Genomic DNA, 26,420 nt, shown 5'->3' with positions numbered 1-26,420 from the left:
TAAATGCATTGACGAACTGTTTTAGTGTATTGTAAACTAGGTAGCGTAGTAAGTGTTGTATTAATCATTTTTGCAAAATAATTAATACAGTTTAACGAAACGCTCGTTTCGCTTAAACTTTCCTTTTACGTAAATGTTTGCACAGAATTCGCTGGGGAATACATAGAAATGTTAAGGATTAGCGAATTCAAAAAGCTACTCGACAAAATATGACTTTTACTTGTCCATTTGGGACATTCTAAAAGCGTGTATGTTTGTTTGATTAGTAAAATGAATTTATACGGCTTAAATGAAAGGAAGAGGTGACTTAGATGGCTGCTAAAACTAAAAAGGCTATTATTGATGTATCAAAGCAACTTGATAAAATCGCTGAGCAGTACCAAACGTTCCAAATTCTTAATGAAGAGGGCGAAGTAGTAAATAAATCAGCGTTGCCAGATTTATCTGACGAAAAATTAAAAGAGTTAATGACTCGCATGGTATACACTCGTATTCTTGATCAACGTTCAATTTCATTGAACCGTCAAGGTCGTTTAGGTTTCTATGCACCAACTGCTGGGCAAGAGGCTTCTCAAATCGCTTCACATTTCGCATTAGAAAAAGAAGACTTCATTTTACCTGGGTACCGTGATGTGCCTCAGTTAATTTGGCATGGTCTTCCACTATATCAAGCGTTCTTATTCTCTCGTGGTCATTTCCACGGTAACCAAGCGCCAGAAGGTGTAGATGTACTTTCTCCACAAATCATCATCGGTGCACAAATCGTGCAAACTGCTGGTGTGGCACTAGGTCTTAAAAAGCGCGGTAAAAAAGCAGTAGCAATCACTTATACAGGTGACGGCGGAGCTTCACAAGGTGACTTCTACGAAGGTATGAACTTCGCAGGTGCATTCAAAGCTCCAGCAATCTTTGTTGTACAAAACAACCGCTTTGCAATTTCAACACCAGTTGAAAAGCAATCTGCAGCACGTACAATCGCTCAAAAAGCAGCGGCTGTTGGTATCCCAGGCGTTCAAGTAGACGGTATGGATGCACTAGCAGTATACGTTGCAGTAAGCGAAGCTCGTGAGCGTGCAGTAAACGGTGAAGGTCCAACTTTAATTGAAACATTAACTTACCGTTATGGTCCACATACAATGGCTGGTGACGATCCAACTCGTTATCGTACAGCTGAGCTTGACACTGAGTGGGAAAAGAAAGATCCACTTGTTCGCTTCCGTAAATTCTTAGAAGCTAAAGGCATCTGGAATGAAGAAGAAGAAAACAAAGTAATCGAGCAAGCTAAAGAAGATATCAAACAAGCTATTAAGAAGGCTGACGATTATCCAAAACAAAAAGTTACAGATTTAATGGAAATCATGTACGAAACTATGCCTTCAAACTTACAAGAGCAATATGAAATCTACAAAGAGAAGGAGTCGAAGTAAGCCATGGCGCAAATGACAATGATTCAAGCGATTACTGATGCGTTACGCACAGAAATGAAAAACGACGAAAACGTATTAGTTTTTGGTGAAGACGTTGGCGTAAACGGTGGAGTATTCCGTGCGACTGAAGGTCTTCAACAAGAATTCGGCGAAGATCGCGTATTCGATACGCCATTAGCTGAATCTGGTATCGGTGGTCTTGCTGTAGGTCTATCGACTCAAGGTTTCCGTCCGGTTCCTGAAATTCAATTCTTTGGTTTCGTATACGAAGTACTTGATTCTGTATCAGGTCAAGCTGCACGTATGCGCTACCGTTCTGGCGGTCGCTGGAATGCACCAATCACATTCCGTTCACCATTTGGTGGAGGCGTTCATACACCAGAACTTCACGCTGATAGCTTAGAAGGTATCGTAGCATCTCAACCTGGTCTAAAAGTTGTAATTCCTTCAACTCCATACGATGCAAAAGGTCTTTTAATTTCATCAATCCGTGATAACGATCCGGTTGTATACTTAGAGCACATGAAGCTTTACCGTTCATTCCGTCAAGAAGTACCTGAAGAATCATACACTATTGACTTAGGTACAGCTGATGTGAAACGTGAAGGTACAGACGTAACGCTTATCGCTTACGGTGCAATGGTACATTCATCATTAAAAGCAGCTGAAGAACTAGAAAAAGAAGGTATCTCTGCTGAAGTAGTGGACTTACGTACAGTTCAACCTTTAGATATCGATACAATTCTTGCATCAGTTGAAAAAACTGGTCGCGTAGTAGTAGTTCAAGAAGCTCAAAAACAAGCTGGTATCGCAGCTAACGTTGTAGCTGAAATTAACGATCGTGCAATCTTAAGCTTAGAAGCACCAGTATTACGTGTAACAGCACCGGATACTGTGTTCCCATTCTCTCAAGCTGAGGGCGTATGGTTACCAGACCACAAAGATATCGTTGAAACAGCTAAGAAAGTACTTGAATTTTAATTAGCATTTTACTGTGATAGAAATCAGCTTTGTGCTGATTTCTGTCTTAGATAAAATAAACACTAACAAATTGAACGCAACTAACTAGGAGGGTGAAGACACGTGGCATTTGAATTTAAACTGCCGGATATCGGTGAAGGTATCCACGAAGGTGAAATTGTAAAATGGTTCGTAAAAGCTGGAGATGAAATTGATGAGGATGATGTACTAGCAGAAGTACAAAATGACAAAGCTGTTGTTGAAATCCCATCTCCTGTAAAAGGTAAAGTATTAGAAGTAAAAGTTGACGAAGGTACAGTAGCTACTGTAGGACAAGTTATCGTTACTTTTGATGCTCCTGGATACGAAGACTTAAAATTCAAAGGTGACGATCATGATGATGCACCAGCAGAAGAAGCTAAAGAAGAAGCTTCAACTGAAGAAGTGACTGAAGAAGCAACAGCTCCTGCAGCACAAGCTGATGTTGATCCTAACCGTAAAGTAATTGCTATGCCTTCAGTGCGTAAATATGCTCGTGAAAAAGGCGTAGACATTAAAGCTGTTCCTGGTTCAGGTAAAAACGGACGTATTGTTAAAGATGACATCGATAGCTTCCTATCTGGTGGTTCTACAGCAACTGCTGAAGCTCCAGCTAAAGAGGAAACTGCTTCAGCTGAACCAAAAGCAGCAGCAGCACAAGCTATTCCTGAAGGCGATCTACCAGAAACTCGCGAGAAAATGAGCGGTATCCGTCGTGCAATCGCAAAAGCTATGGTTAACTCTAAACACACTGCTCCACACGTAACATTAATGGATGAAATCGATGTAACAGCTCTTGTTGCTCATCGTAAAAAATTCAAAACAGTTGCAGCAGATCAAGGTATTAAATTAACATTCTTACCTTACGTGGTAAAAGCGTTAACTTCAGCACTTAAGAAGTTCCCAGCTCTTAACACTTCAATCGATGATTCTACAGATGAAGTAATTCAAAAACATTACTACAACATCGGTATCGCTGCTGACACTGAAAAAGGTCTTTTAGTACCAGTTGTGAAAAATGCTGATCGTAAATCTGTATTCGAAATTTCTGATCAAATTAACGACCTTGCTGGAAAAGCACGTGATGGTAAATTAGCTCCTGCTGAAATGAAAGGCGCTTCTTGTACAATCACAAATATCGGTTCTGCTGGTGGACAATGGTTTACTCCAGTTATCAACCACCCAGAAGTTGCAATTCTAGGTATCGGACGTATCGCTGAAAAACCAGTTGTACGCGACGGTGAAATTGTAATTGCTCCAGTATTAGCATTATCACTAAGCTTTGACCACCGTATTATCGATGGCGCAACAGCTCAAAACGCTCTTAACCAAATCAAGCGTTTATTAAATGATCCAGAATTATTATTAATGGAGGCGTAATAAATGGTAGTAGGAGATTTCCCAATCGAAACTGATACTCTTGTCATTGGTGCTGGCCCTGGTGGCTACGTTGCAGCAATTCGTGCAGCTCAATTAGGTCAAAAAGTTACAATCGTAGAAAAAGGTAATCTTGGAGGCGTATGCTTAAACGTTGGTTGTATTCCTTCAAAAGCATTAATCGCTGCAGGTCACCGTTTTGAACATGCTAAACATTCTGAAGACATGGGGATTATCGCTGAGAACGTAACAGTTGATTTCTCTAAAGTTCAAGAATTCAAAAACGGCGTTGTAAACAAACTTACTGGCGGTGTTGAAGGCCTTCTTAAAGGTAACAAAGTTGATATCGTAAAAGGTGAAGCTTACTTCGTTGACAGCGAAACTGTACGTGTAATGGATGAAAATTCAGCACAAACGTACAAATTCAAAAATGCAATCCTTGCAACTGGTTCTCGTCCAATTGAGATCCCTGGATTCAAATTCTCTGAGCGCGTAATCAACTCTACAGGTGCATTAGCGCTTAAAGAAGTTCCTAAAAAATTAGTTGTAATCGGCGGAGGTTATATCGGTACTGAGCTTGGTACTGCTTTTGCTAACTTCGGTACAGAAGTTACATTTGTAGAAGCTGCTGATGAAATTCTAGCTGGTTTTGAAAAACAAATGAGTTCACTTGTTAAACGTAACCTTAAGAAAAAAGGAAACGTTGAAATCTATACAAAAGCAATGGCTAAAGGTGTTGAAGAAACTGCTGACGGCGTACAAGTTACGTTTGAAGTAGGCGGAGAGTCAAAAGTAATCGATGCGGACTACGTATTAGTTACTGTTGGTCGTCGTCCTAACACTGATGAGCTTGGTCTTGAGCAAGTTGGCGTTAAAATGACTGACCGCGGTCTTATCGAAATCGATAACCAAACTCGTACATCTGTAAGCAACATCTTTGCAATTGGTGATATCGTAACTGGACCACCACTTGCACACAAAGCTTCTTACGAAGGTAAAATCGCAGCTGAAGTAATCGCTGGCGAACCTGCTGAAATTGACTACTTAGGAATTCCAGCAGTTGTATTCTCTGAGCCTGAGCTTGCATCTGTAGGTTATACTGAAGCACAAGCGAAAGAAGAAGGATTAGCTGTTAAAGTTTCTAAATTCCCATTTGCTGCTAACGGACGTGCCCTTGCACTTAACGCTGCAGAAGGCTTCTTGAAGCTTATCACTCGTAAAGAAGACGGAGTAGTTGTTGGTGCTCAAATCGCTGGACCTAGCGCATCTGACATGATCGCTGAGCTTGGTCTTGCTATCGAAGCTGGGGTAACAGCTGAAGATATCGCATTAACAATTCACGCTCACCCAACATTAGGTGAAATCACAATGGAAGCTGCTGAAGTAGCTATTGGAAGCCCAATTCACATTGTAAAATAATGTTTTTAAAAAGCTGATGCGTATGCATCAGCTTTTTTTTGAAGAAAACTGTTTTCATAAAGTATCAGATGCTTGTCAGACAGTTTTTGTTGCTGATGAGTATTCTTTTAGGAGAAACGTGTAAAAAGCGCTGCAGCAGTCTTAAATGAGGCCTAGATGCATACATATGAAGTGGGACGTGCTTTCTTTGTAGGTAAGATAAAAAATTGCTTCTTTGGATAACGAATGAAAAGGCGGCGAAGGAGCTATGAAGACGTATTTCGTTTGGAGCTTACACATTGTTATTTGGATGGGGTATTCACTGGTTGAATTGCTATCAAAACGTGATCAATTGACATCTAAAATTATTTTATTTTTAGTATTTGCTTATTTAGCTTACGGAATAGCAGAAATGAACGTCAAATCTAAAAGACTGGCGCTTATGATGACGGGTACAACTTCAGCTGTTTGCTTGACGTGTTATCAATTAATTTTATTTTGCACGGCGTAAGATTGCATAAAAAAAAGCGTTAGCTTGTATAAGCTAACGCTTTTTTTGTCTTACACAGATTTCTTTTCTCTTTTTAATGCGCCTTCTTCTTTAAAAGCTTTCATTAATGAGAAGACCGTTAGCACGAGCACAATTGAAAATGGAAGTGCTGCTATAATCGCAGCTGTTTGGAGCGCATCCAAACCACCTGTCCAAAGCAGAATGATTGCTGTTAACGATTGAATTAAGCCCCACGTAAGCTTAATAGAGCCTGAAGGGTTTAGATCACCATTTGTTGTCTGCATTCCTAAAACAAATGTAGCTGAGTCAGCTGATGTAATGAAGAATGTAGCAATTAAGCAAATAGCGACAATGGACATGAACGTACCAAATGGAAACTGTTCAAGTATGTAGAATAAAGCAACTTCTGTCCCTTTATTATTGATAACATCCATAACAGGAAGATCCTTAAAAAAGTCTAAGTAAACCCCAGAACCTCCGAATACGGCAAACCATAATCCACCAAATACGGTCGGAACAGCTAGTACACCAATTAAAAATTCTCGAATGGTTCTACCTCGTGAAATACGAGCAATGAACGTACCAACGAACGGTGCCCAAGCAATCCACCATGCCCAGTAGAAAATTGTCCAATCTTGAACCCATGTGCTGTTATCAAACGGGCTCAATCGAAAACTCATCGACGGCAAGTTTTGAATGTAGCTGCCAATTGTTGTAACGAATAAGTCCATAATAAAGTTGGTTGGACCTGCAAATAACAAGAACAGCATTAACAGAATAGCTAAAACAATATTAATGTTACTCAAATACTTGATACCTTTGTTCAGGCCTGTCTGTGCTGACAGCATGAACAAGAACGTCACGATAATAATAACAATTAATTGAGTTGTAAAATTATTATCAATACTTGGCGACAAGTAAGAGGCTCCACCGGTAATTTGAATAGCGCCTAGTCCTAGAGATGTTGCCACCCCAAAAACAGTTGCAAATACGGCGATGACGTTTATGATTGTTCCAAGAGGTCCATCAACACGTTTTCCTAATAGTGGACGTAAAATATTACTGATTATGAACGGGTAACCTTTTTAGCTATACATGAAACCATATGGTTATACATTTTAGTAAAGTTTGTATGAAATGTCTACCCTATTAGTAAGAAAAAAAGCAAGATCTCAAATTCTTATTTTTCGCAATTATTTTAAAGTGCTGAAATACAGGTGAAATTAGACATTGTTTTTTCATATAAATAGAGATGATGCTAAGCGTTTAGCTTTTTGAAAACAAATATAACATTTATGAGAAAAATATTTTTAATGTGACATACTAATTAGTTGTTGACATATTTAATGTGACATAATAATATAATATCAAGAGTTGTAAAACGCTTACAAAAAAAGACGGTTAAAGGGGAGTTTACAAAATGGGAACAATCGTATGTCAAACATGTAACTGCACAATTGATCATTTCGAAGATGAGAAAGTGACGCGATTATACTCAACATGTAAAAGCGGAGAATGTCAAAAAGCAGATGAAGATTTAGATTAATTCAATAAAAAAAAGGTGCGAAGTTCCGCACCTTTTTTTTATTGAATTGCTTTATGTTCTTTAATGACACGAAATGTCTTTAATTCAAAATCTTCCGGACCCTGCACTGGTAAACCTGCCTCTAAGTTTGTTTCAATGTAGGTTAAATTTTCCTCAGTGATGATTTCCCCAGGAATAAAAATAGGAATACCTGGAGGATAGACCATCACAAATTCTGCAATAATACGACCTGCCGACTCATGAAAAGGTACCACTTCGGTTTCAGCGTAAAAAGCATCACGAGGTGTTAAAGCTAATACAGGAATATCAGGTAATAAAATAGCCGGTTTTGCTGTTGTCTCAGAAAGATTATGGAATTTTGCGGATAACTCACGCAGAGCTGTGACCAGACGTGAAAGATCTTCTTCAGTATCTCCGGGCGTGATAATACATAGAATATTATAAAGGTCAGACATTTCAACTTCGATATTATGAGCTTCACGCATCCATTTTTCTACGTCATAGCCCGTAATTCCTAAATCTGAAACAGAAATAATTAATTTAGTAGGGTCTAAATCATACGTAGCTTTTGTGCCTAAAATTTCTCTGCCTATACATCGGATATGCTCAATTGTATTAATTTCTTTTCGTGCTTTTTCAGCGAGAGAAATTGCACGTTCAGCCAGCTCTTTTCCTTCTGTAGCTAAACGTTTTCGTGCAACATCTAAAGAAGCCAGCAGCAGATAAGATGTTGATGTTGTTGTCAGCATGCTTAAAATAGACTGTACACGTTTTGGAGAAATTAATCCTTCGCGTATGTTTAAAATTGAACTTTGCGTCATAGAGCCGCCTAATTTATGCACGCTTGTTGCTGCCATATCTGCACCGGCCTGCATAGCAGACAGAGGCAAATCATCATGGAAGTGAATATGAACCCCGTGAGCTTCATCAACAAGTACAGGCACTTGATACGAGTGGGCAATTTCTACGATTTTGCGAAGGTCTCCGGAAATTCCAAAGTAAGTTGGATTGATAACAAGCACTGCTTTTGCTTCAGGGTGCTGCTTTAAGGCTTTTTCTACAGAGTCCGATGTAATACCGTGAGAAATGCCAAGATTTTCGTCAATTTCAGGGTGAATAAAAATAGGCGTAGCTCCTGAAAAAACAATCGCACTCATAACAGATTTATGCACGTTTCTAGGAACGATAATTTTATCTCCAGGTCCACATGTCGCCATAACCATTGCCATAATTGCTCCGCTCGTTCCTTGAACAGAGAAAAAAGTATGGTCAGCACCAAATGCTGCTGCAGCTAAATCCTGCGCTTGTTTGATAATGCCTTTTGGCTGGTGAAGGTCATCAAGGGGACCGATATTAATTAAATCAATGGATAAAGCATCATCGCCAATAAATGAGCGGAATTCAGGATCCATTCCATTTCCTTTTTTATGTCCAGGGATATGGAATTGTGTTGGGTTTTTCTTAGCGTGATTAACCAATCCAGTAAATAATGGAGTTGAAAATTGAGAAGACAACTTTGCTATACACCTCTTTTATCATAAATTGTCAGTCCCTCTAAGCAAAGCTTAGAGGGACTTTGATTGTTTTTTTATCAAATTACAGCATTCAATTTTATATACTAAAAACTAATGGCTGTTGAATTCTACATATTAAAATATCATATCTTTTTTCTCTAAAAGAAAATTCAACAGAAATTCTACTCGGCAGTTTTCTTGATTTTAACCATTATATAAATGAATGAAACGCGTATGTTTACTACTGTTTGATAATATAAATACAATTTTTAATTACAAAAATACAAGTAATTGTAAACTGCTTATTACTCATTATTTTATAGCTCTTTATGTTTTGAAAATCCCCATAAAACAAAAGAATTATAGCACTTATTAACCCATTTGCAAAGATATTTTAAAGAGAAAATAAAAAGAAAAAAAAGGAGGAATTCTTTTGTGTGAAAAGAGAATAAATTTTGTGTACATTATAGATTGTGATAGAGTTAAGAATATAGATATACATAGATTGAAGAAATAAATGGAGTGATGAAAAGTGGAATATCAATACCCTATCTCCCTTGATTGGAGTACAGAAGAAATTATTGATGTAGTGAAGTTTTTTGAAAGCATTGAACGAGCTTATGAAAAAGGTATTGAGCGTGATCACCTAATGGCAGTCTATCGCCGATTTAAAGAAATTGTGCCAAGTAAAGCAGAAGAAAAAACAATCTGTAACGATTTTGAAGACCAAAGTAAATACTCTTCTTATCGAACGATTCAAAAAGCAAAGGCTGCTTCTTCTGGAGATATTATAAAAATGTAAAAAATGGAGCCAAGCTTGGCTCCATTTTTTTTATATCAATTCGTTAAAATTATGCATATGCTTTTTTAGTTAGTTCATATAATGGAGTTACCGTATGAAATGTTTGTTCAATACGAGCCATCCATTCTTCGCCGTTCATTGCAATCGCTTCTTCTTTTGGAATTGTAATGCCGCATAGGATCTCAGCTTTCTTAACCGTCTCTAGACGTTCAAACAAACTCTCTAAGTCTTCAGAAGATAAGTCGCCCATTTTTTCACTATCAGGTTTTGTATGATCCTTCGACCAAACAAACGAGGCTGGGATATTTTGACGAATCTCCTCGATGTTTTGTTTTAGCAGCTTTCCAAATTGTTCTTTAATAGGTGATTCGTAAATGACGGCGAACCAAACAAAGACGTGTGTTTCCCAAAGCCCAATTTGAAAATGAGGGAGCTTTTTATACCCGCGTTTACTGTTAGCAAAGGCTACCCACGTATCTGCTGGCGGGTTAACTGTTCTTCGTGCATGTTTGGCAATGTGTACGAACATTTCATCTCCACAAAGTGAAGAAAGAGTAGGAGCAAAATGATTGCTTAATTGTTCGAATTTTGGGCGTATCGTTGTTTTGATGGCTTCCATACGTACATCAAGCCCCTCGATACGGAATACGTTAAAGTCATCTTGTGAAAATCCTGAGAATGCCATGTGAAACCTCCGTTTTTTAGTGAATATGTATAGCTGCTGTGCATCTATGCAACTAAGTATGATTTACGCGAAGATTCTACCACATGAAAAGCATAAACACCAATTAATTCGCATATGCTTGTCAAAACGTGTCTATCATTTTTTTATAGGTAATCACACAATTTAGTTGCATGAGATTAGGTTTCGACATAGACTATATCAATCAAAATATCTGAAAATTTAGTTTTCTATAAGCAGGTTCAATAATTTGAGAGGGGTGTTTGAAACATGAAACAAGTGGTGAATATGTATAAGAAGAATGATGGACAAAAAAGATTAGGTGTAATTCGTTTGGAGTTAGATTACGAGTTAGCGACGTTATATGAAGCCATGATGGAGAACAATGAGGAACAAAAACAAAAATGTAAGCGAAAGCTCGAGAAACTTCGTGAAGAAATGATATCTCTTCAGTAGCAGATACGGGAATAAAATAGAACAAATAAGGGTAAACTGTAAAAAAGGATTAAACTGAATGAGCAGATTTATAAGTGGTAACAGAGCACGTGGGAGAAGAAGCGGCAGTTCTTCTCCCACGTGCTCTGTTAATTGACATCTTGCAGAGGTTTTTTTAAGCTTAAATAAGAGACGTATTTTTGAGGGGGAATTGAGATGACACAACGCTGGAAAGAAATTGATACATACGTTAAAGAGTGGCTAAAAGAAGCTGGACAAAAAATTCAACAGTCGTTTAGTAAAGAACTTCTCATTCAAACGAAATCGAATCCAAATGATTTAGTAACAAATATGGATAAAGAAATCGAACAGTTTTTTATCTCAAAAATTAATGAAACCTTTCCAGAACATCATATTCTTGGAGAAGAAGGATATGGAGAAGAGCTTGAATCAGAAGAAGGAACAATTTGGATTATTGATCCAATCGACGGGACGATGAACTTTGTTCATCAGCAGCGGAATTTTGCTATTTCCATCGGTATATTTGAAAATGGTGTAGGACAAGCAGGTTATATTTATGATGTTATTCATAATGAGCTGTATCATGCTTTAAAAGGACATGGCGCGTTTATGAATGACATCCAATTGCCGAAACTTGAGCCTGTACCAGTTGAACAAGCTATTATTAGCCTAAATGCAACATGGGTGACGGAGAACCGGCGTATTGATCCTTCCGTATTAAGTCCGCTTGTGCGTAAAGTAAGAGGGACCCGTTCATATGGATCCGCAGCTATTGAGCTTGCTTACGTAGCGGCCGGACGCTTGGATGGATACATTACTTTACGTTTGGCTCCATGGGACTTTGCTGCCGGTAAAGTGTTGATTGAAGAAGTTGGAGGAGTTATGACGGATTTAGAAGGAAAGCCGTTAGAGATTCTTGAAAAAAGCAGTGTATTTGTAAGCAAACCAACATTACATGACGAAATCTTTCGTACGTACCTTGAAGGAAAGTGGAATAAATAAAATAGAAGTGAAGACTTACGTGTAGTCAAAGAATTTTGTGATGAAAAAACGTCATGAACCATTTTAATCTTGCAAATGGCCATGACGCTTTCAATCATCGCAAAAAAATTACAGCTGCCCTTTTTCTCGCATTTTTTTCTTAGTTGTAAAGCCAAGACCCATTACAACAATTAAAGCTGCGATAGCTAAAACGACCCCGAGAGCGCTTCCTTCTCCGATAAATATGCCAATTGACATAATTGCTGCAGTTGCGATGAATGCATATAAAACGAATACCCACTTAATGTTTCTCATGTTGATTCCTCCCATTTGTAACGGATATTTATAGTGTACAACAAAATCATTCTGCAATTCTAGAGTTAGTGTGATATAATAGCTTAGTTATTACAAGCATAGGAGTGAAATGCGTGAACATTCGTAAAGATTTACGTAATATTGCCATTATTGCCCATGTAGACCATGGGAAAACAACGTTAGTAGATAAATTATTACATCAGTCCGGAACATTCCGTACTAATGAGCATGTTGAAGAACGTGCGATGGATTCAAATGACCTTGAGCGTGAGCGTGGAATTACAATTTTAGCGAAAAACACAGCTATTAATTATAAAGATACGCGTATCAACATTATGGATACGCCAGGACATGCTGACTTCGGTGGAGAAGTTGAGCGTATTATGAAAATGGTAGACGGTGTTCTACTTGTAGTAGACGCATACGAAGGATGTATGCCTCAAACGCGCTTTGTATTGAAAAAAGCATTAGAGCAAAACTTAACGCCGATTGTTGTTGTTAACAAAATTGACCGTGACTTTGCTCGTCCAACTGAAGTAGTTGATGAAGTAATTGACTTATTTATTGAACTAGGTGCAAGCGAGGAACAAATTGAGTTCCCTGTTGTTTATGCTTCAGCAATCAATGGAACGGCTAGCACGAATCCTGAAAAGCAAGATGAGAACATGTCATCTCTATTTGACTCAATCATCGAGCACATTCCAGCACCAGTAGACAACAGCGACGAACCACTTCAATTCCAAGTGGCAATGCTTGACTACAATGACTATCTTGGTCGTATCGGTGTAGGTCGCGTATTCCGCGGAACAATGAAAGTAGGCCAGCAAGTTGCATTAATGAAGCTTGACGGTACGGTAAAACAATTCCGTGTAACAAAATTATTCGGTTTCCTAGGCTTAAAGCGTGTTGAAATCGAAGAAGCAAAAGCAGGAGACTTGATTGCTGTATCAGGAATGGAAGACATCAACGTAGGTGAAACAGTATGTCCGTTTGACCACCAAGATGCACTGCCAATTTTACGTATTGATGAGCCTACTTTACAAATGACGTTCTTAGTAAACAATTCACCGTTTGCTGGTCGTGAAGGTAAATTTGTTACATCTCGTAAAATTGAAGAACGTTTAATGTCTGAACTTGAGACGGATGTAAGTTTACGCGTGGAAAATACTGATTCACCGGATGTATGGGTTGTTTCAGGACGTGGAGAACTTCATTTATCTATTTTAATTGAAAACATGCGTCGTGAAGGATATGAGATTCAAGTATCAAAACCTGAAGTAATCGTTCGTGAAATTGATGGCGTTCGCTGTGAGCCGGTTGAACGTGTTCAAATTGACGTGCCTGAAGAACATACGGGTTCTATTATGGAATCAATGGGTGCTCGTAAAGGTGAAATGGTTGATATGATTAACAACGGCAGCGGTCAAGTTCGTCTGATCTTTATGGTTCCTGCACGTGGTTTAATCGGTTATACAACTGAGTTCTTATCGTTAACTCGTGGATTCGGTATCATTAACCATTCATTTGATAGCTACCAACCAATGCAGCAAGGTCAAGTTGGAGGTCGCCGTCAAGGTGTGCTTGTTTCTATGGAAAGCGGTAAATCATCTACTTATGGAATCCAAGGCGTAGAAGATCGTGGTACAATTTTCGTTGAGCCAGGTACAGAAGTATACGAAGGTATGATCGTAGGAGAACACACTCGTGAAAATGATATCGTTGTTAACATCTGTAAAATGAAGCAAATGACGAATATGCGTTCTGCTAATAAAGATCAAACAACAGGTATGAAAAAACCTCGTATTATGTCTTTAGAGCAATCACTTGAATATTTAAACGAAGATGAATATTGTGAAATCACACCAGAATCTATTCGTCTACGTAAAAAAATTCTTGATAAAAATGAACGTGAAAAAGCAGCGAAAAAGAAAAAATACGCTGACACGAAATAATAAAAAAGTAAGTCGTTAGCTCTATTTGCTAGCGGCTTGTTTTTTATCTATTATATCAGAATTTTCTATCTTTTGAAAGCGTTTTATAAAGAAGGAATTTGGAAAGGAAAAAGGTGGCTTATATCGAATAATGTAAAGTAAGGAATAGGGGGAAGAATTATGGATGTAAAAGAACACCTTTCATTTTTTGCTGCTTTGTATCAAGTAGATGAACATGCAAAAATAGGAATGTGGCTGTTATACTTTACCATTTTAGGGCTATCTGTTCTCGTGTACAAACTCGGATTTGCAAAGAAGCTGCCGCTTTTAAAATCTGTTGTTATTTATCTGTTTTTAGCTTTTGGATGTACGATCTTAACGTTTTTAGGCATTTTTTTACCTGTAGCTGAAGGGCTTGTAGTTGCAGCACTTGTATTAATTATTTATAAAATACGGCTGTATCAGGCTAAAAAGCAAAACTCCACGTTGGGTTCATAAAAGACTACATAAAAAGACGCTTGTAGCTACAAGCGTCTTTTTAGTATGATATAGCCGAAGACAAGAGCGGCTGCGAAAATTAGATGGCCCGCTGTCCAATAAAAAATCGCTAGTAAATCATCCACCGCAGGCGTAGGCTTGAGCGCAAGCAGCGTCAACGGAAAATACAAAGGAATGGTTGGAAGTGTTAACAAAAAGGAACACAATACGATTTTTCGAATAGACATATTGTTTAATTTACCTACTATGTAAACAAAAACGATCCCAATTACAACGGCAATGAGTAAATGAAAAACAAACTCTACCCATTCAGGCCATTGAATAGGACCAATGATAGGAATAAAATCAACATTTAATAAAAGGGTATAAACTTGTTTGCCGGTTAGCCATTCTATCCATTTTAAACATAACCCAAGGATAATCCCGCTTAACATGCCAATACTTATTCCTAATCGGAGCACCTTACCAATCCTCCTCTGTCTTTTTCGACTCATATAGTTTAAAGTTACCGGTAGCTATGCGTTCTTTTGTTCGTTTTTCAATCCGTTCAGCACATTCATTGCACATATATGTATGGATAGGACGGTTGCGCAGTCGTTTTGCCACGAGTGTTTCATCCTCAATTGTTTCAATTTTATCGCACATGACACATTGTACTCTCATTTCTATCACCTCAACTTCTCTATACATCATTCTAGCCGAAAATTCTTGTTTTATAAAGTTTTTTTGCGGTGCTATCTCGCAGTAGAAAAGGAACGACAGGAAAACATTCCTAAAGAAGCAGGTAATTTCGCTTGTTAGCTCGAAGATAGTAATTAGTAAGTACATAAACAGTAGGAGGGATGAAAATGGCCAACGAAGTCGAGACTCAATTAGTAGATGCATTATACGATGAGCTACAGACAGAGAGATTTGCAACCATTTCAACTATTGATTTTGAAACAAACGCTCCAAATGTTAGTGCCATTTCGTGGTTAGTAGCTCCGACTAAACAAAAAATTCGATTTGCCGTAGATGTCAAATCGAGGATTGTAGAAAACATTAAACATACGAATAAAGCAGTGGTAAATATTCTTGCTAATGAATCATGCTACTCAATCAGCGGAATAGCTGAGGTAGTGCAAGAAAAGTTAGAAGGGGTAGCTTTAAAGCTGACGCTAATTGAACTAGATATTAATGAAGTAAGAGATGTCATGTTCTATGGTTCTAAGATTTCAGTAAACCCTTCATATGAAAAGACCTATGATCCAGTAGCAGCCGCTAAACTTGATAAGCAAGTAATTGAAGCGATAAAAAAAGCTTAGCAGCAGCCTGCCGCTAAGCGACTTTCTTATTCATTTTTTTGAAGATGATTGTTAGATTGTTTTTCCTGCTCATTCTTTAAGTTTTGCTCTTGTTTATTATTTAATTTTTGATTGTTTGTATCTGTTGAACTAGGATTTCGGCGAATTTCTTCTGCAAATTCAGGCATCACTCGGTTTACAATGGCCGCTAATTCATCTAGAAATCCTGTAACCGGCCGACCTTTGCGAATTTCATTTCCAATTTGTTTTAGCCGAGCCACCGTATCAGGATCTGCAATAACAACAGAATTAGCGCCGTAAGGATCAGCTTTCAGACCTTCGGCAACTGTATATTTGATTGAACTTACTTCTGAACGATCAATATTTTTGCCGACGTCAATGCCTACAATTGCATACTTACCGAGCACAATGGCAGTAGCATCATTTACATTCGGAACGCTTGAAGCCAGTTCAACTAAATGCGCTGATATTTCATTAGCAGTACGCTTGTGAGAGTGTTCAGGAGATGAATTTTTGACCTGTACAATTCGATCTGTTTTTTGCCCTTCTTCAACGTCTGCTTCGTTATTATTGCAGCCGGTTAGTGTAATAAAACATAAGCTAATGGATAGAAAAAATTTGTTCATGTGGGAGACTCCTCCTTATGAATGACTCATTTTTTGTAGTAATTTGTATTTAGTTTCTAATAGTTCTTCTATCTTTATACACGTGTTCATATATTTAAAGAAAATGGTCCGTCCATTTAAGGTCACTTCACACATGCGCGTTACATAGTATATAAATGGATGGGTGCCTTGTTTCACTCCTTACAGGAAAAACAATCGGAGTAGGAGGCTGAATTATTGGGAAAAATTTATGTATTAGATACGAATGTTTTATTACAAGATCCGCATTCAATTTTTTCATTTGATGATAACGAAGTAGTGATTCCGGCCGTTGTGCTAGAAGAAGTTGATTCGAAAAAAAGAAACATGGATGAAGTCGGACGAAATGCAAGGCAGGTATCCAAACTCATTGATAACTTAAGACAACATGGAAAGTTATATGAGAAAATCCCTTTAGAAAATGGGGGCCATTTGCGAATTGAACTCAATCATCGCTCTTTTCAACAGCTTCAAGAAATCTTTGTGGAAAAAACAAATGATAATCGAATTTTAGCTGTTGCTAAAAATCTATCTCTTGAAGAGGAAACAAAAGAAGATGGACGTGAAGTGATACTAGTGAGTAAAGATGTGTTAGTACGTGTGAAGGCTGACGCAATCGGCTTAAGAGCAGAAGATTTTTTAAGTGATCGAGTAGTGGAATTCAATAGCATTTATACAGGCTTTTCTGAAGTCTATATTGCAAAAGAACTGCTGAGTCAATTTTACGAAAAAGGAGAGCTGCTAACGTCTCAAATTGCGAACCACTCCTTTTTTGCAAATCAATTCTTAGTGATGAAAGATGCATTTGGAGGATCCGGATCAGCCATCGGCATTGTCGATCAAACAACAACGAAAGTAAAAAAGCTTTTATTTGAATATGATCATATCTGGGGAATCAAACCACGAAATGTTCAGCAAATTATGGCTTTAGAACTTCTTCTTAGAGACGACGTTCAACTGGTCACGTTAATTGGAAAGGCAGGTACGGGTAAAACGCTGCTTGCTTTAGCTTCAGGACTTATGCAGACGGAAGATCTAGGATGTTTTAAAAAGCTACTTGTAGCTCGTCCAATTGTTCCTTTAGGGAAAGATATTGGATTCTTGCCAGGAGAAAAGCAGGAGAAGCTTCGTCCATGGATGCAGCCAATTTATGATAACCTAGAGTACTTATTCAACACTAAAAAGCCTGGAGAACTGGATGCGATTCTAGCGGGTCTCAGTTCAATAGAAGTAGAAGCCTTAACGTATATAAGAGGCCGAAGCATTCCAGAACAGTTCATTATTATTGATGAAGCGCAAAATTTAACGAAGCATGAAATTAAAACAATTTTAACAAGGGTAGGGGAAAAGAGTAAAATTGTCCTTATGGGAGATCCGGCTCAAATTGATCATCCTTATTTAGATGAGTATAACAACGGATTAACATACGTAGTCGAAAAGTTTAAAGAGCAAAAAGTATCGGGCCACGTTCGGTTAATCAAAGGAGAGCGCTCCGGACTGGCACAATTAGCAGCTGATATTCTTTAAAAAAAGTGGGGTTCCTTTTGGAACCCCACTTTTTTATTATGTAACGATGATTTCTTCCACATATTTAATAGGGTTGTTTCGGTTAGATCCGTCAGGTAAATAAACATAGATAGGCCCGTCTTCTCTAAGAGGCTTTCCATCTTGGCTGAAACCAAAGATTAGTTTTTGCGCTTCTTCTAATGAAAAAGAAATCAGCGCGTCTTTTGTTTTAAATGAAACGTTGGTAGCTTCTTCAGTAGGTGAAGCATTTGCTAGAAAAGGTGCAAATAAAATGCCAAATGTTCCATTTACTAGCTCCTGTTTTTTGAATTTCTTTTCGGTTTTTAACGTAGGAGGAAAGACGGCTCCTTCTTGAATTTCACGGTCCCAATGCTTCGAAACAGCCTTTGTGTACGCTTCTGTCTCGTCTTTTTGCTCCGGTGGATGTTCAAAGAAAACGTCCATATCGAGCTTGCGGTCATCGAAAATCCACACGCTTGGGTCGAGTGTCAGCGTATATTTTACTTTTCCTTTTAACATAATAATTGAATTCATCATAAATGCCCCCTTGCTAAAAGTATAAGCGCTTTCTACTTATTTGTCACTTTGATGAAAAAATTTAGTTGAGAGTGATTCTCGTATGATATAATGTAAAAGTCAACGAAAGTGCGAAATTTCCTACATCTATGGTAATGGTTTTGAGAAAGTAACAGTATAAAAAAGACGGCCAGCCTCACGGACATGTTTATCCTTGCTTTTTTGGAGCATAGCCTTTAAAATTGAGAGATAGATTAGGTAATCGCTCGCGAACGGAGGGATTGAGTTTGACGCCTGAGACAATGATAGATCATCGTGAAAAAGCGTATGCGTTGTTAAAAGCTGATGCAGATAAGATTTTGCAATTAATTCAAGTTCAAATGGATAACTTAACAATGCCACAATGTCCTCTTTATGAAGAGGTTTTAGATACACAAATGTTTGGTTTATCAAGAGAAATTGATTTTGCAGTTCGTCTTGGTTTAATTGATGAACGTGTTGGAAAAACATTGCTAGACCGCCTCGAGCGTGAACTTTCTGCACTGCATGAAGCGTTTACAAAAAAATAAAAATCACGCGATTGAAACTCAAACTATATACAAACGTAGTTTGAGTTTTTTATTACAGGTGGTTGAAATTTCCTAATTTACTCAAATTTGTACATAAAAGATGAAACGAAACAGAAACACGTCATTTTTAAAGGAAGAGGGTTATGGTAAAAAAAATATTTAGGCATTTTGACTATTCAATTGTAATTCCAGTGCTGCTTCTTTGTGCGGTTGGACTAGTTATGGTTTACAGTTCCAGTATGATTGTAAGTATTACAAGATATCATACGTCAAGTGATTTCTTTTACAACAGACAAAAAATGTGGCTTGCTTTTACGCTTGTATTGTTCATTTTAACAATGCTAACACCTTACAAGCTGTATCCTAAAATACTGCCTTATGCGATTTTGGGCATTTTTGTACTGCTTTTGCTTGTGTTTGTAATGGGGCATACGAGTAACAATGCGCAAAGTTGGCTGCAGCTTGGCGGAGCAAACATGCAGCCGGCTGAATATGCCAAACTTGTTGTCATTTTATACTTATCGTATGTTTTGTCTAAAAGGCAAGAGTATATTGACAACATCAAAAAAGCTTTTTTTGGACCTATGGGTCTTGTATTTCTAATATTAGGTTTTGTAGCTATTCAGCCTGACCTTGGAACGGGATCAATTATTTTTGCTATTGCCGTGACAATTATGCTATGTTCGGGAATCTCTAAAAAAACCTTTTTCCGCATGCTAGCACTCGGTATCATTTTGCTTACGGTAATTATTGCGATTGGGTTTTTCACAGGTCAGTTTACAGACAACCGAATTGGCCGTTTTACCGGTGCATCAGATCCGTTTGCCAATGCTCAAGGAACCGGTTATCAGCTGGTTAATTCATATTTAGCAATAGGTACAGGAGGCTTAAAAGGCCTCGGTTTAGGAGAAAGTGTACAAAAGTATGGGTATCTTCCGGAGCCCCATACCGATTTCATTATGGCTATTATTGCAGAAGAATTAGGATTCTTTGGAGTTATGCTCGTACTGGGCCTTTTAGGCTTCTTAATTTTCAGGATTTTAATGCTGGCTAAAAAATCTCAGGATCCGTTTGCTAGCATGATTTGTATTGGAGTAGCCAGTATGATAGGTATTCAAACAGGCATTAACCTTGGAGGGCTGACGGGACTCATTCCAATTACCGGCGTTACGCTTCCGTTTATCAGTTACGGAGGGTCTTCACTGCTAACGCTGATGGTATCTATGGGAATTATTGTAAATATTTCATTTTTCGTAAACTATCAAAATAAAAAGCAGAAAAATACGGAAAATATTGTGCTACATCCGAACAATACATCAACAACAAGCGATTGATTTTCGTGAAAAAATTGTGTAAAAAAAGCAAAAATTTATTGGGATTTTATCATTTTCCATTGATTTTTGCTTTTCTTTTATCCAATTTTGCTATATATTGAAGTTTATACGAAATTGAGAGGAGATTAGCAACATGAGTTTTGTAACTAAAAAAATCAAAAAAGTATTAGTAGCAAACCGAGGAGAAATTGCGATTCGTGTATTTCGAGCATGTACTGAACTGAATATTCGGACTGTTGCAATTTATTCGAAGGAAGATGCAGGTTCTTATCACCGTTACAAAGCGGATGAAGCCTATTTAGTAGGAGCGGAGAAAAAACCGATTGATGCTTATTTAGATATAGAAGGCATCATCGATATTGCTAAGTCTCATGATGTAGATGCTATTCACCCTGGTTATGGTTTTTTGTCAGAAAATATCCAATTTGCGAAACGTTGCGAAGAAGAAGGCATTATTTTTATTGGCCCAAAATCCAAGCATCTTGATATGTTTGGGGATAAAGTAAAAGCACGTCATCAGGCTATTCAAGCAGATATTCCCGTTATTCCTGGTACGGATGGTCCTATTGATTCAATTGACGAAGCAAAAGAGTTTGCTAATCAGCATGGATATCCTCTAATGATCAAAGCAGCTTTGGGCGGAGGCGGTCGAGGCATGCGTATCGTTCGCGATGCAGACAGCCTGAATGAAGCTTATGACCGTGCCAAATCAGAAGCAAAAGCGGCTTTTGGTAATGATGAAGTGTACGTCGAGAAATTAGTTGAAAATCCAAAACATATTGAAGTGCAAATTTTAGGTGATGAACAAGGGAATGTTGTGCATCTTTATGAACGCGACTGTTCTGTGCAGCGTCGCCACCAAAAAGTAGTAGAAGTAGCACCAAGTGTTTCTATAGATGAAGACTTACGTCTCCGCATTTGTGAAGCAGCTGTGCAGCTGATGGAAAAAGTGCAGTACATAAATGCTGGTACAGTAGAATTTTTAGTATCAGGAAACGATTTTTATTTTATTGAAGTAAATCCACGTGTTCAAGTAGAACACACAATTACTGAAATGATTACAGGTATTGATATCGTTCAATCGCAAATTTTAATTGCAGACGGCTACGGACTTCACAGCAAGGAAGTGTCCATTCCTGCACAAGATCAAATTCAAGTACATGGATATGCGATTCAATCTCGTGTAACGACAGAAGATCCGCTAAACAATTTTATGCCGGATACGGGTAAGATTATGGCTTATCGTTCTGGTGGCGGTTTTGGCGTACGTTTAGATACGGGAAACAGTTTCCAAGGTGCTGTAATTACGCCTTATTATGATTCACTGTTAGTAAAAGTAACAACATGGGCATTAACATTCGATCAAGCCGCATCAAAAATGGTACGGAACTTAAAAGAATTTCGTATTCGTGGAATTAAAACCAATATTCCGTTCCTTGAAAATGTAGTGAAGCATGATAAGTTCTTAACAGGTGCTTATGATACATCATTTATTGATACAACGCCTGAACTTTTTGTTTTCCCGAAGCGAAAAGACCGCGGAACTAAAATGCTTACATACATTGGGAATGTTACGGTAAACGGATTCCCAGGTGTATCGGAAAAGAAAAAGCCAATCTTTACAAAACCGCGCGTTCCTAGTGTCGATATAAGCAAACCAATTCAAAACGGAACAAAGCAGATTTTAGATGAAAAAGGCGCTGAAGGGCTAGTAAATTGGGTGAAAGAACGCAAGGAAGTGCTATTAACGGATACAACCTTCCGTGACGGCCATCAGTCTCTTTTAGCTACGCGTATTCGTACAAACGACTTAAAACAAGTAGCTAACCCAACTGCACGCTTGCTTCCGGATTTATTTTCTATGGAAATGTGGGGGGGAGCAACGTTTGATGTCGCTTATCGATTCTTAAAAGAAGATCCGTGGGATCGCTTGCTTACTTTACGTCAACAAGCGCCAAACGTTCTTTTCCAAATGCTTCTTCGTGCGTCAAATGCGGTTGGATATAAAAACTATCCTGATAATGTAATTAAGGAATTTGTTGAAAAATCAGCTTATGCAGGTATTGATGTTTTCCGTATCTTTGACAGCTTAAACTGGGTGCAAGGAATGACTCTTGCAATTGACTCCGTTCGTCAAACAGGGAAGATCGCAGAAGCAGCGATGTGTTATACAGGTGATATTTTAGATCCGACACGTCGTAAGTATGATTTGGATTACTACAAGAACTTAGCAAAAGAGCTTGAGCAGTCTGGCGCACATATTCTAGGCATTAAAGATATGGCGGGTCTTTTAAAACCACAGGCAGCTTATGATTTAGTATCGGCTCTAAAAGAAACGGTTGATATTCCAATCCACCTTCATACGCATGATACAAGCGGAAACGGTGTATACACGTATGCAAAAGCAATTGAAGCAGGTGTAGACATTGTAGACGTAGCCGTAAGCTCGATGGCCGGCTTAACGTCTCAGCCAAGTGCTAACTCTCTTTATTACGCCTTAGAAGGTGCAGACCGCAGACCAAATCTGGATATTAAAAATTTAGAACAGCTTTCGTACTATTGGGAAGACGTGCGAAAATATTACCAAGACTTCGAAAGCGGGATGAATGCTCCTCATACGGAAGTATACGAGCATGAAATGCCAGGCGGTCAATATAGCAACTTACAGCAACAAGCAAAAGCAGTTGGTTTAGGAAACCGCTGGGATGAAGTAAAAGATATGTATTCACGCGTGAATTTGCTATTTGGTGATATTGTAAAAGTTACGCCATCATCAAAAGTAGTTGGAGATATGGCATTGTTTATGGTTCAAAACAACTTGACAGAAGAAACGCTGTTTGAGCGCGGTGAAACGCTTGACTTCCCGGATTCAGTTATTGAATTGTTTGAAGGGTATTTAGGACAGCCTCACGGGGGATTCCCTAAAGAGCTTCAGCGCATCATTCTAAAAGGCAGAAAACCGATTACAGTTCGTCCTGGTGAACTGTTAGAAGATGTGGACTTCGATGCAGTAAAAGAAAAGCTATTTAAAGACTTAAATCGTCAAGTAACGAGTTTTGATGCCATTGCTTATGCGCTGTATCCAAAAGTATTTATGGATTATCACAAAGCAGTCGAGCAATACGGGGATATCTCTGTTCTTGATACACCGACTTTCCTATACGGCATGCGTTTAGGAGAAGAGGTTGAAATTGAAATTGAAAAAGGAAAAACCTTAATTGTTCGCCTTGTATCCATTGGAGAACCGCAGGCAGACGGTACGCGAACAGTATACTTTGAATTGAACGGTCAGCCTCGTGAAGTCGTGATTAAAGACGAAAGTGTCAAAACAACCGTTACGGCAAAACAAAAAGCCGACCAAGGAAATCCGGCCCACATCGGCGCTTCAATGCCTGGAACTGTTATTCGAGTAGTAGTAGAAAAAGGCGATAAAGTCTCAAAAGGTGATCACTTAATGATCACAGAAGCAATGAAAATGGAAACAACCGTGCAAGCACCATTTGACGGCGTGATTAAACAAGTACACGTGTCGAATGGAGATGGCATCCAGCCGGGAGATTTATTAATTGAATTAGAAAGCTAATCAAAAAAGGTACGAGCTCTGAGCTCGTACCTTTTTTGATTAATTATATGTATGACGCGTTGCAAGTAAGGTTAAGTAGCTTAATACACCGAATAGGAAAGAGATAATTAAAGAATGAGCAAGCGCGAGCTCTAGCTGCAGACGTGTGATAACAACAAGCATACCGGAAACCGCCTGGAAAATAACTAGAATGAGAGCAGCTAACCATCCGTAAAAAATATTTTTTTGATGACGATAATATTTAACTGCATGGATAAAGGCAGCTAAAATCCATACAAACGTTAAAACAGCAGAGAATCGATGTCCCATTTGAATCCACTGATTTAAATCAACAGGTAGCCAACCGTTTCTGTTTGAACAAAATGGAACGTCTGGACAGGCTAAGCTAGCTTCTTTATGGCGAACAAGCGCGCCCGTGTACACAACGGCATATGTGTACAAGATAACCCCGTAAATATGTTTTTTCATTTTAGAGCCTAGCTGCATATTAGTTGCGTCGAGCTTTTGATCCACTTCAAAGATAATAAGTGTTAACAGCAGCACAGAAGCAAACGAAATAAGAGAAATACCAAAATGAAGAGCTAGCACCGCATCTGATTGACCCCACATAACGGCTGCTGCCCCAATTAATGCTTGCAGTACGAGGAAGAAAAAAGAAATAAACGCTAAAGGCCTAACTTCTTTTATATGTCCTAGTGAAATCCATGCCCATACGCATAAAGCGAGCACAAGAAAGCCCGACACGCCCGAAACTAAGCGGTGGCTTAGCTCAACAACGGTTTCAAATGTTAAAGGGTCAGGAATGAGCTGACCGTTACACAGAGGCCAAGAATCTCCGCACCCGTCTGCTGAACCAGTTTTCGTCACAAGGGCACCGCCAAGTAGAATAAGTAACATGGCCATGCTTGTCACCACGGATAAAAACTTTAATCCAAGTCGCACAATAATCACCATCCTAAAAGCAAAGTAAGTAATATAACGAGCTAAACAATTTATCTTAATCTTTTTGTATATTAAACATAAATTTCATTTATTCTCCATAAACTTGATTGAATTTGTTATAATGGTAGAAAGTGTAAGGTTTGTTCATGAGTTTGACTCTGCGGATATGTAAAAGGTACCGTACAGAAAACTATTTTACTTGCAGAAATATCTTTTAACAAGTGACAGGGACATGCATTTAGCTCATGACAAAAAAAATCCATATTTTTTTCATGAATTCTTCACAAAGTAACGGCAAAATATGGTTTAATAAACATGAGAAATAGATATTTCTCTACTATTTTATCGTTTACATGTGAAGCTTTTAAGTAGTTTTGGTGAGAGGAATATGACTTCTTTGTGAACGAAGAGGAAATTTTTGTAAAAATATGTTGAAAACGCCTTCATTTATAGACTCTTTATTTACTAGATAAAAGTCTGTGGATGAGTAAAGGAGGAAGCGCCATGGAAGATTCAAAAATGGTGGAAGATTCAACGCTTTCTGCATCGCCTAACACAGCTCATGTAAGCGAAAATAGTTCCATTTGGTCAGATTTTTTAGCTACGATTAAAATCGGAATAGTCAACTCAAATTTCATCACCACCTTTACTGGTTTTTGGCTAGCTCTTTTCTTCAACGAACAACACTTCTTAGAAAACCTGGATAAAGCATTTTTTACTTTAATAGGTTCTTCACTTATCATCGCCGGTTCATGCAGTTTGAACAATTACATAGATCGTGACATTGACCCTTTAATGGAACGAACAAAGGGACGACCTACAGTGACAGGGAGTTTTACACCTTTGACGGTCCTTGGGATTGGAATCGGTTTGACGTTAACCGGCTTGCTTATGCTACTAGTTGTTTCTTCCGTAGCCGCTCTCATCGGATTAGCAGGAATACTTACATATGTAGTTCTTTACACCATGTGGTCCAAAAGACTATACACAATTAATACAGTAATCGGAAGTATATCAGGCGCTGTCCCGCCTTTAATTGGATGGGCCGCTATCGATCCCAATTTACATGTAGTGGCTTGGGTATTATTTTTAATCATGTTTATTTGGCAGCCGCCTCATTTTCTAGCTCTTGCTATGCGAAGATGTGAGGAATACCGAGCAGCGGGAATCCCTATGCTGCCTGTTGTACACGGTTTTGAGCTTACAAAACGACAGATTCTCATTTGGATTGCTTGTTTGTTGCCATTACCTCTTTATTTATACGAATTAGGCACTCCATTTCTAATTTTGGCCACTGTTTTAAACATAGGATGGCTATTTTTAGGATTTGCTCAATACAATAAACAAGAAGACACAAAGTGGGCTAGCATGATGTTTGTCTACTCACTAAACTATTTAACTATTTTATTTGTCTCAATGATTGTCGCAACGCTTTTTGCCTAGATAAAATCTTTCACTGAATGCGACACTGCACAAGGGGGATTTCTTCTACATGTAGAATTCATTATAGAAGGAATAAGTTTTATGCTCAAGAGGGCATAGATGAAATCACGTCAATGAAAGA

At 38.3% G+C, this 26,420-nt stretch carries 25 protein-coding genes and 1 pseudogene; 17 read left to right on the top strand and 9 right to left on the bottom strand.

Annotated features, from left to right (window positions below):
- Positions 1-311: 311 nt before the first annotated feature.
- From pdhA to SB717_RS02430, 5 genes are all read left to right on the top strand, one after another.
- A complete protein-coding gene (pdhA, locus tag SB717_RS02450; RefSeq protein WP_013056054.1) occupies positions 312-1,427 on the top strand; it encodes a pyruvate dehydrogenase (acetyl-transferring) E1 component subunit alpha in 1,116 nt (371 codons plus the stop codon).
- A gap of 3 nt (positions 1,428-1,430) precedes the next feature.
- Positions 1,431-2,408 (top strand): alpha-ketoacid dehydrogenase subunit beta, encoded by a 978-nt coding sequence (locus tag SB717_RS02445; protein ID WP_013056055.1) that lies wholly within the window; start codon positions 1,431-1,433, stop codon positions 2,406-2,408.
- A gap of 102 nt (positions 2,409-2,510) precedes the next feature.
- Positions 2,511-3,806, top strand: a complete 1,296-nt coding sequence (locus tag SB717_RS02440; RefSeq protein ID WP_410903136.1) for a dihydrolipoamide acetyltransferase family protein — start codon at positions 2,511-2,513, stop codon at positions 3,804-3,806.
- Positions 3,807-3,809: 3 nt separating this feature from the next.
- Positions 3,810-5,222: a dihydrolipoyl dehydrogenase gene (lpdA, locus tag SB717_RS02435; protein ID WP_328238200.1), complete on the top strand. Its 1,413-nt coding sequence runs from the start codon at positions 3,810-3,812 to the stop codon at positions 5,220-5,222.
- Positions 5,223-5,469: 247 nt separating this feature from the next.
- Positions 5,470-5,712, top strand: coding sequence for a hypothetical protein (locus tag SB717_RS02430; protein WP_016763437.1), 243 nt, complete (start codon positions 5,470-5,472; stop codon positions 5,710-5,712).
- 50 nt (positions 5,713-5,762) lie between these two features.
- Here SB717_RS02430 and SB717_RS02425 read toward each other — a convergent pair.
- Positions 5,763-6,797 (bottom strand): annotated as a pseudogene (locus SB717_RS02425) (BCCT family transporter); the annotation flags it as partial.
- Between the two features lie 335 nt (positions 6,798-7,132).
- Between SB717_RS02425 and SB717_RS02420 the strand changes: the two are divergent.
- Entirely contained in the window at positions 7,133-7,258 is a 126-nt protein-coding gene (locus SB717_RS02420) for a GapA-binding peptide SR1P (protein WP_013056059.1), read from the top strand.
- Between the two features lie 38 nt (positions 7,259-7,296).
- Here the strand turns inward: SB717_RS02420 and SB717_RS02415 are convergent, their stop codons facing one another.
- Positions 7,297-8,772 (bottom strand): aminotransferase class I/II-fold pyridoxal phosphate-dependent enzyme, encoded by a 1,476-nt coding sequence (locus tag SB717_RS02415; RefSeq protein ID WP_074678426.1) that lies wholly within the window; start codon positions 8,770-8,772, stop codon positions 7,297-7,299.
- Positions 8,773-9,304: 532 nt separating this feature from the next.
- Between SB717_RS02415 and SB717_RS02410 the strand changes: the two genes are divergently transcribed.
- Positions 9,305-9,574, top strand: coding sequence for a UPF0223 family protein (locus tag SB717_RS02410; protein WP_013056061.1), 270 nt, complete (start codon positions 9,305-9,307; stop codon positions 9,572-9,574).
- A gap of 49 nt (positions 9,575-9,623) precedes the next feature.
- Here SB717_RS02410 and SB717_RS02405 read toward each other — a convergent pair whose 3' ends face one another.
- The gene (locus tag SB717_RS02405) at positions 9,624-10,259 is read right to left on the bottom strand and encodes a YktB family protein (protein WP_410903135.1); all 636 of its coding nucleotides are present in this window, start codon (positions 10,257-10,259) and stop codon (positions 9,624-9,626) included.
- A gap of 267 nt (positions 10,260-10,526) precedes the next feature.
- On the opposite strand from SB717_RS02405, the gene SB717_RS02400 reads away from it, so the two are divergent.
- On the top strand, positions 10,527-10,712 hold the full coding sequence (locus SB717_RS02400; protein WP_013056063.1) for a hypothetical protein: 186 nt from the start codon (positions 10,527-10,529) through the stop codon (positions 10,710-10,712).
- Between the two features lie 195 nt (positions 10,713-10,907).
- Complete coding sequence (locus SB717_RS02395) at positions 10,908-11,714, top strand: inositol monophosphatase family protein (RefSeq protein ID WP_074678422.1); 807 nt, start codon at positions 10,908-10,910, stop codon at positions 11,712-11,714.
- A gap of 108 nt (positions 11,715-11,822) precedes the next feature.
- Here the strand turns inward: SB717_RS02395 and SB717_RS02390 are convergent, their stop codons facing one another.
- The gene (locus SB717_RS02390; RefSeq protein WP_055989026.1) at positions 11,823-12,008 is read right to left on the bottom strand and encodes a YlaF family protein; all 186 of its coding nucleotides are present in this window, start codon (positions 12,006-12,008) and stop codon (positions 11,823-11,825) included.
- Positions 12,009-12,121: 113 nt separating this feature from the next.
- Between SB717_RS02390 and typA the strand changes: the two genes are divergently transcribed.
- Positions 12,122-13,960: a translational GTPase TypA gene (gene typA / locus SB717_RS02385; protein WP_013056066.1), complete on the top strand. Its 1,839-nt coding sequence runs from the start codon at positions 12,122-12,124 to the stop codon at positions 13,958-13,960.
- 159 nt (positions 13,961-14,119) lie between these two features.
- Complete coding sequence (locus tag SB717_RS02380; protein WP_013056067.1) at positions 14,120-14,437, top strand: YlaH-like family protein; 318 nt, start codon at positions 14,120-14,122, stop codon at positions 14,435-14,437.
- A gap of 26 nt (positions 14,438-14,463) precedes the next feature.
- On the opposite strand, the gene SB717_RS02375 is transcribed toward SB717_RS02380, so the two are convergent.
- Positions 14,464-14,898: a hypothetical protein gene (locus SB717_RS02375; RefSeq protein ID WP_074678416.1), complete on the bottom strand. Its 435-nt coding sequence runs from the start codon at positions 14,896-14,898 to the stop codon at positions 14,464-14,466.
- Position 14,899: 1 nt separating this feature from the next.
- A complete protein-coding gene (locus SB717_RS02370) occupies positions 14,900-15,100 on the bottom strand; it encodes a YlaI family protein (RefSeq protein ID WP_258357963.1) in 201 nt (66 codons plus the stop codon).
- A gap of 185 nt (positions 15,101-15,285) precedes the next feature.
- On the opposite strand from SB717_RS02370, the gene SB717_RS02365 reads away from it, so the two are divergent.
- Entirely contained in the window at positions 15,286-15,741 is a 456-nt protein-coding gene (locus tag SB717_RS02365) for a pyridoxamine 5'-phosphate oxidase family protein (protein WP_028414102.1), read from the top strand.
- Between the two features lie 26 nt (positions 15,742-15,767).
- Here the strand turns inward: SB717_RS02365 and SB717_RS02360 are convergent, their stop codons facing one another.
- Positions 15,768-16,367 (bottom strand): YhcN/YlaJ family sporulation lipoprotein, encoded by a 600-nt coding sequence (locus SB717_RS02360; RefSeq protein ID WP_410903134.1) that lies wholly within the window; start codon positions 16,365-16,367, stop codon positions 15,768-15,770.
- A 216-nt stretch (positions 16,368-16,583) separates the two neighbouring features.
- Between SB717_RS02360 and SB717_RS02355 the strand changes: the two genes are divergently transcribed.
- A complete protein-coding gene (locus tag SB717_RS02355; RefSeq protein WP_013056072.1) occupies positions 16,584-17,912 on the top strand; it encodes a PhoH family protein in 1,329 nt (442 codons plus the stop codon).
- Between the two features lie 36 nt (positions 17,913-17,948).
- On the opposite strand, the gene SB717_RS02350 is transcribed toward SB717_RS02355, so the two are convergent.
- Positions 17,949-18,449, bottom strand: a complete 501-nt coding sequence (locus SB717_RS02350) for a hypothetical protein (RefSeq protein ID WP_013056073.1) — start codon at positions 18,447-18,449, stop codon at positions 17,949-17,951.
- Positions 18,450-18,730: 281 nt separating this feature from the next.
- Here SB717_RS02350 and SB717_RS02345 point away from each other — a divergent pair, with 281 nt between their 5' ends.
- The 3 genes from SB717_RS02345 (at position 18,731) to pyc (ending at position 23,914) form a co-directional block, all read left to right on the top strand.
- The gene (locus SB717_RS02345) at positions 18,731-18,997 is read left to right on the top strand and encodes an Fpa/YlaN family protein (protein ID WP_370506486.1); all 267 of its coding nucleotides are present in this window, start codon (positions 18,731-18,733) and stop codon (positions 18,995-18,997) included.
- 143 nt (positions 18,998-19,140) lie between these two features.
- Positions 19,141-20,331 (top strand): FtsW/RodA/SpoVE family cell cycle protein, encoded by a 1,191-nt coding sequence (locus SB717_RS02340; RefSeq protein WP_074678410.1) that lies wholly within the window; start codon positions 19,141-19,143, stop codon positions 20,329-20,331.
- Between the two features lie 133 nt (positions 20,332-20,464).
- Positions 20,465-23,914 carry a pyruvate carboxylase gene (gene pyc / locus SB717_RS02335; protein ID WP_074678408.1) on the top strand — a complete coding sequence of 1,150 codons (3,450 nt, stop codon included), beginning with the start codon at positions 20,465-20,467 and terminating at the stop codon, positions 23,912-23,914.
- A 39-nt stretch (positions 23,915-23,953) separates the two neighbouring features.
- Here pyc and SB717_RS02330 read toward each other — a convergent pair whose 3' ends face one another.
- Entirely contained in the window at positions 23,954-24,856 is a 903-nt protein-coding gene (locus tag SB717_RS02330) for a COX15/CtaA family protein (RefSeq protein ID WP_410903133.1), read from the bottom strand.
- Positions 24,857-25,360: 504 nt separating this feature from the next.
- Between SB717_RS02330 and cyoE the strand changes: the two genes are divergently transcribed.
- A complete protein-coding gene (cyoE, locus tag SB717_RS02325) occupies positions 25,361-26,299 on the top strand; it encodes a heme o synthase (protein ID WP_014460983.1) in 939 nt (312 codons plus the stop codon).
- The last annotated feature ends 121 nt before the right edge of the window (positions 26,300-26,420 follow it).

Source organism: Priestia sp. SIMBA_032 (assembly GCF_046535215.1).
Taxonomy (GTDB): Bacteria; Bacillota; Bacilli; order Bacillales; family Bacillaceae_H; genus Priestia; species Priestia aryabhattai.
Note: the sequence above shows the minus strand (reverse complement) of the source record. Positions and strands in the feature narration are given on the sequence as shown.

What these genes read in the sequence shown, in the direction of transcription:
- pdhA (WP_013056054.1), top strand. Translation starts at nt 312, where the DNA reads ATGGCTGCTAAAACTAAAAAGGCTATTATTGATGTATCAAAGCAACTT.
- SB717_RS02445 (WP_013056055.1), top strand. Translation starts at nt 1,431, where the DNA reads ATGGCGCAAATGACAATGATTCAAGCGATTACTGATGCGTTACGCACA.
- lpdA (WP_328238200.1), top strand. Translation starts at nt 3,810, where the DNA reads ATGGTAGTAGGAGATTTCCCAATCGAAACTGATACTCTTGTCATTGGT.
- SB717_RS02430 (WP_016763437.1), top strand. Translation starts at nt 5,470, where the DNA reads ATGAAGACGTATTTCGTTTGGAGCTTACACATTGTTATTTGGATGGGG.
- SB717_RS02420 (WP_013056059.1), top strand. Translation starts at nt 7,133, where the DNA reads ATGGGAACAATCGTATGTCAAACATGTAACTGCACAATTGATCATTTC.
- SB717_RS02405 (WP_410903135.1), bottom strand. Translation starts at nt 10,259, where the DNA reads ATGGCATTCTCAGGATTTTCACAAGATGACTTTAACGTATTCCGTATC.
- SB717_RS02400 (WP_013056063.1), top strand. Translation starts at nt 10,527, where the DNA reads ATGAAACAAGTGGTGAATATGTATAAGAAGAATGATGGACAAAAAAGA.
- SB717_RS02395 (WP_074678422.1), top strand. Translation starts at nt 10,908, where the DNA reads ATGACACAACGCTGGAAAGAAATTGATACATACGTTAAAGAGTGGCTA.
- SB717_RS02390 (WP_055989026.1), bottom strand. Translation starts at nt 12,008, where the DNA reads ATGAGAAACATTAAGTGGGTATTCGTTTTATATGCATTCATCGCAACT.
- SB717_RS02380 (WP_013056067.1), top strand. Translation starts at nt 14,120, where the DNA reads ATGGATGTAAAAGAACACCTTTCATTTTTTGCTGCTTTGTATCAAGTA.
- SB717_RS02370 (WP_258357963.1), bottom strand. Translation starts at nt 15,100, where the DNA reads ATGAGAGTACAATGTGTCATGTGCGATAAAATTGAAACAATTGAGGAT.
- SB717_RS02365 (WP_028414102.1), top strand. Translation starts at nt 15,286, where the DNA reads ATGGCCAACGAAGTCGAGACTCAATTAGTAGATGCATTATACGATGAG.
- SB717_RS02360 (WP_410903134.1), bottom strand. Translation starts at nt 16,367, where the DNA reads ATGAACAAATTTTTTCTATCCATTAGCTTATGTTTTATTACACTAACC.
- SB717_RS02350 (WP_013056073.1), bottom strand. Translation starts at nt 18,449, where the DNA reads ATGATGAATTCAATTATTATGTTAAAAGGAAAAGTAAAATATACGCTG.
- SB717_RS02345 (WP_370506486.1), top strand. Translation starts at nt 18,731, where the DNA reads ATGATAGATCATCGTGAAAAAGCGTATGCGTTGTTAAAAGCTGATGCA.
- SB717_RS02340 (WP_074678410.1), top strand. Translation starts at nt 19,141, where the DNA reads ATGGTAAAAAAAATATTTAGGCATTTTGACTATTCAATTGTAATTCCA.
- pyc (WP_074678408.1), top strand. Translation starts at nt 20,465, where the DNA reads ATGAGTTTTGTAACTAAAAAAATCAAAAAAGTATTAGTAGCAAACCGA.
- cyoE (WP_014460983.1), top strand. Translation starts at nt 25,361, where the DNA reads ATGGAAGATTCAAAAATGGTGGAAGATTCAACGCTTTCTGCATCGCCT.